We start from the raw sequence: 3,161 nt of genomic DNA on the forward strand, positions 1-3,161 counted from the left end.
CTCCCCGGAAGGTCCATGGACGGAATTTCGAGGTAGGCATTCTCGACCTTGTGGATTGCTCCGGCCTTGCTGAGTGTTCCAAGCAGCGTTTCCATTATTCTCTCCAGTCGTTTTCGCATGGTTACTGTCAAGAAATAATGATTACTCACATTCAACACTATTAGGTTTCGTGAATGTTTAACTTTTGTAACTATGTTTTCTTGCGGTCGGATGAACAACTAGTAGATGCAGGCATCAAACACTCTCTCGAGTTCGTTCTTCTCCCACCCTTTTCACTGAATAATCGCCCAGCTTACGCATCATAAGATTGATCACACGTTGCTCCGCGGGGCTGCGTAGAGGACGAATTGTCGATCAATTCCTTGCCGTGCGCCTTTTAACGTAGTTTCTGAGAGGTTCGACCACGACTGGGAAGCCCACTTTCCCCTGCGCCTGCCCAACCGATGCACGTTCATGTCGATCGCGTCATTCCTTCGAGGTTACGAGCCCTCGAAGAACCTTAGAACGCCGTCTGACCCTTTGGAATTGGTGCAGATGCTGCTTCATGAACGTCATAGAAAGTCACGTGAAGGTCTGAATGACTTCCGGGTCCAGAAAGATCGGGAAACAGAAGTTCCTCATAGTTGGCAGCCTCCCACCGAACCTTACGCAACGTCCAAGAAGTCGATGTTTTTGCTTCCAATCGATCGACTAGAAATCGGTCACATTTACGCATTTCTGTTACCTCGAAGTTTGCGAGTAGGAGCTACTGAAGTCCTAGTGCCTTCATACGTGCATATAGGGTTGAGCGACTAATGCCCAAGACCTCTGCCGCCTGTACTTTGTTTCCCCTGACCTGCGAAAGTACTTTACGAATCGCATCGAACTCCGCTTGCTCTAGTAACCCAAGGGTTCTTCTGCGACCCGGCGCACGGTACCGAGCTGGAAGATCGCCAAGTGATACGTCTCCCACAGATCTAGCGACGAGAACCTCGTCCAAGACTCGCTGTAGTTCTCTGTAGTTACCTGGCCAGTCGTGCGCCGCCAAAGCAGTGATAGCGGCAGGAGAGAATCTTGTGTTCTTGACGCCGCGGTCACTCAGCATCGTCGCAACTATGGATGCGAGTTCGGGGCGGCGTTCCCTGAGTGTTGGGAGTTCCACGACGCACTGGCATCGCGCGCCTACTGGAATGATGGAAGCCTGATCCGTGTCGGCCGTCAATACGATGCGCGCCTCTGCTGTCTCCATGACGTCAATCAGGACTTGGGACAAAGAGGGATCCAAAAGCTGGATCTGTTCCACGAGCACACTAGTCTCAGGTTTTTCGGCCAATGTTCGGAGGCGGAGCACCCAGGCTTCGGCGCCCTGGAGTAAAGCTTCACTGGCATCTATTACATGGAAGGGCTTCCGGGATGCCACGCTGCGGGCGGCGGTGGTGCGGCCGGAACCCGATTCGCCTGTGATGAGAACCTGGCCATTGGCATTCCGTGCCTCCGCAAGCGCTTCTTCCAGCTCGTCCCCGACTGACCTATACCTGACGGAGGCTCGTGGCACGGCAGGTGAGAGCTCGTTGTTTCCGAGGACTCTAAAGACGGCCCCTTGTTCTGATACTCGCTCCACAAGGACCGTCCGTCGGCCGACGCTCAGGTCCATCTCGACTCGGTCCCCAAAATCAACGCCGCGTAGCATGGCGAATTCCTTAAGGACCTCGAGGTCACTGTCCAACAGGCCGGAGGCCGCCGGCCCGTTTGTGAAAGTCTCGCTGGGCTCGATGGCGACGACGGGTAAGCGCCGGTGATTCTCACACGCGGAACGAAATGCGAGTAGGAGAGCGACCTGCGAATCTGAGTAGGTGTTCGACAGCCTTTGTTGAATTTCCCGCACCGCCGAAGTGAGAACCGGCTTCATTAGCGCGGGGCTTTCGCGGCCCGGTCCCATTATGTTGATCACACCTTCGAGACGTCGTGTGCCAGGCTGGAATATAGGGAGGCCGAAACAGATCTGATCGCGCAGGCACTCCAAGAAGTGCTGCTCGCCGAGAACGAACACTCCGCGCCTGGTTTCGATGGGTGTAGAAATCGCGTTAGTCCCACTGGTCTGTTCTGTAATTTGGGCCCCCACAACGACGCCCAACCTGTCAGAGGCCGATGCCATGCGCTGGCTTCCAAATGTGCGATGGAGAATGTAGCCCTCGTTGTCGGCAAGAAGCAGCCCGAACTGGGACTCGTGAAGTTGGCTTTCGAGGCCTTCAAGTATCGGTGAGGCGGCCCTCATCAGCCGCGACTGGAGGTTCATCTCGGCGAGCTTGTCGATAACAATGTCACTTCCCGGGTGCAGCCCGGCCAATGTTGAGCGATACCAAGACTGCCTTATTTCGGGATCGGCGGGACCTGTTCCGTCGCTTAGGTGACCCCCGAGAAGTTCACGGATGGACATGGAAACTCACTCTCTGAGCGCCCGTACTTGCGGATGCGCCGCGCAAACGGAGGAATACTCTGCAATACCTGACAGCTGGTTAGTGCTGCCACGTGCCTCTCGGACGTAGGGCGTTCCTCCTCTACCTACCCAACGTCAGGTCCGTGGTCCTGCGTCAGATGAAGGGGCCCGTTGACCTGGGTGTCGGAGCTTTGGGTCACTCCGCACCGGTTATCTCCATCACTTAATCGGAATTGGTATTGCTAAAGACTAGTCAACCGAGTGGGCGTTGAGCATAGGCGTGCGCACAGTTTGAGGGGACGTCTCTGTGCGTCGCCACATTCTACATCCAGCACCACGGCTGCCAGAACGGGGGCGTAAGCAAGGGGTCTCGTGGCTGCCATCACGGAGACCCCTTGCGGCCTTATATGCACCTTGGTTTAGCTGCTGCAAACTAAGGCGGGTCCGTTTCACCTTGTTCAGGACCGAGGGCAGGAGGGCAGCTGAACCCGTCTACGTGCATTCCTCCGGCGAGAATCCACCAGTAGGGTTCGCTACTGTAGAGTTTCTGGTCCAAGTCGGTGTCTGTGGAGGTCAGCGGGTCCTGCGCTAACGTGCCTTCGAATACTTTCATGGCCAACCTCCACATTTCGGGCTCCTGTTCGTGGCATCGACTAGTGGGTGTCGACAGCCGGGATTTCGGACTTGTCTTCGCCCCACAGGGTGTGGAACGTGCCTTCGGCGTCAACACGGCCGTAGGTGTGTG

1 protein-coding gene is annotated in these 3,161 nt (G+C 55.9%); it reads right to left on the bottom strand.

All coding sequences use genetic code 11. From position 1 onward, the window contains the following. Nucleotides 1-745: 745 nt before the first annotated feature. Nucleotides 746-2,416 carry a sigma-54-dependent Fis family transcriptional regulator gene (locus ACFVSJ_RS24290; RefSeq protein WP_387439683.1) on the bottom strand — a complete coding sequence of 557 codons (1,671 nt, stop codon included), beginning with the start codon at nucleotides 2,414-2,416 and terminating at the stop codon, nucleotides 746-748. Nucleotides 2,417-3,161: the final 745 nt, after the last annotated feature.

Origin of the sequence: Paenarthrobacter sp. NPDC058040, assembly GCF_042885775.1 — a bacterium.
In the GTDB taxonomy this organism is placed as follows: Bacteria; Actinomycetota; Actinomycetes; order Actinomycetales; family Micrococcaceae; genus Arthrobacter.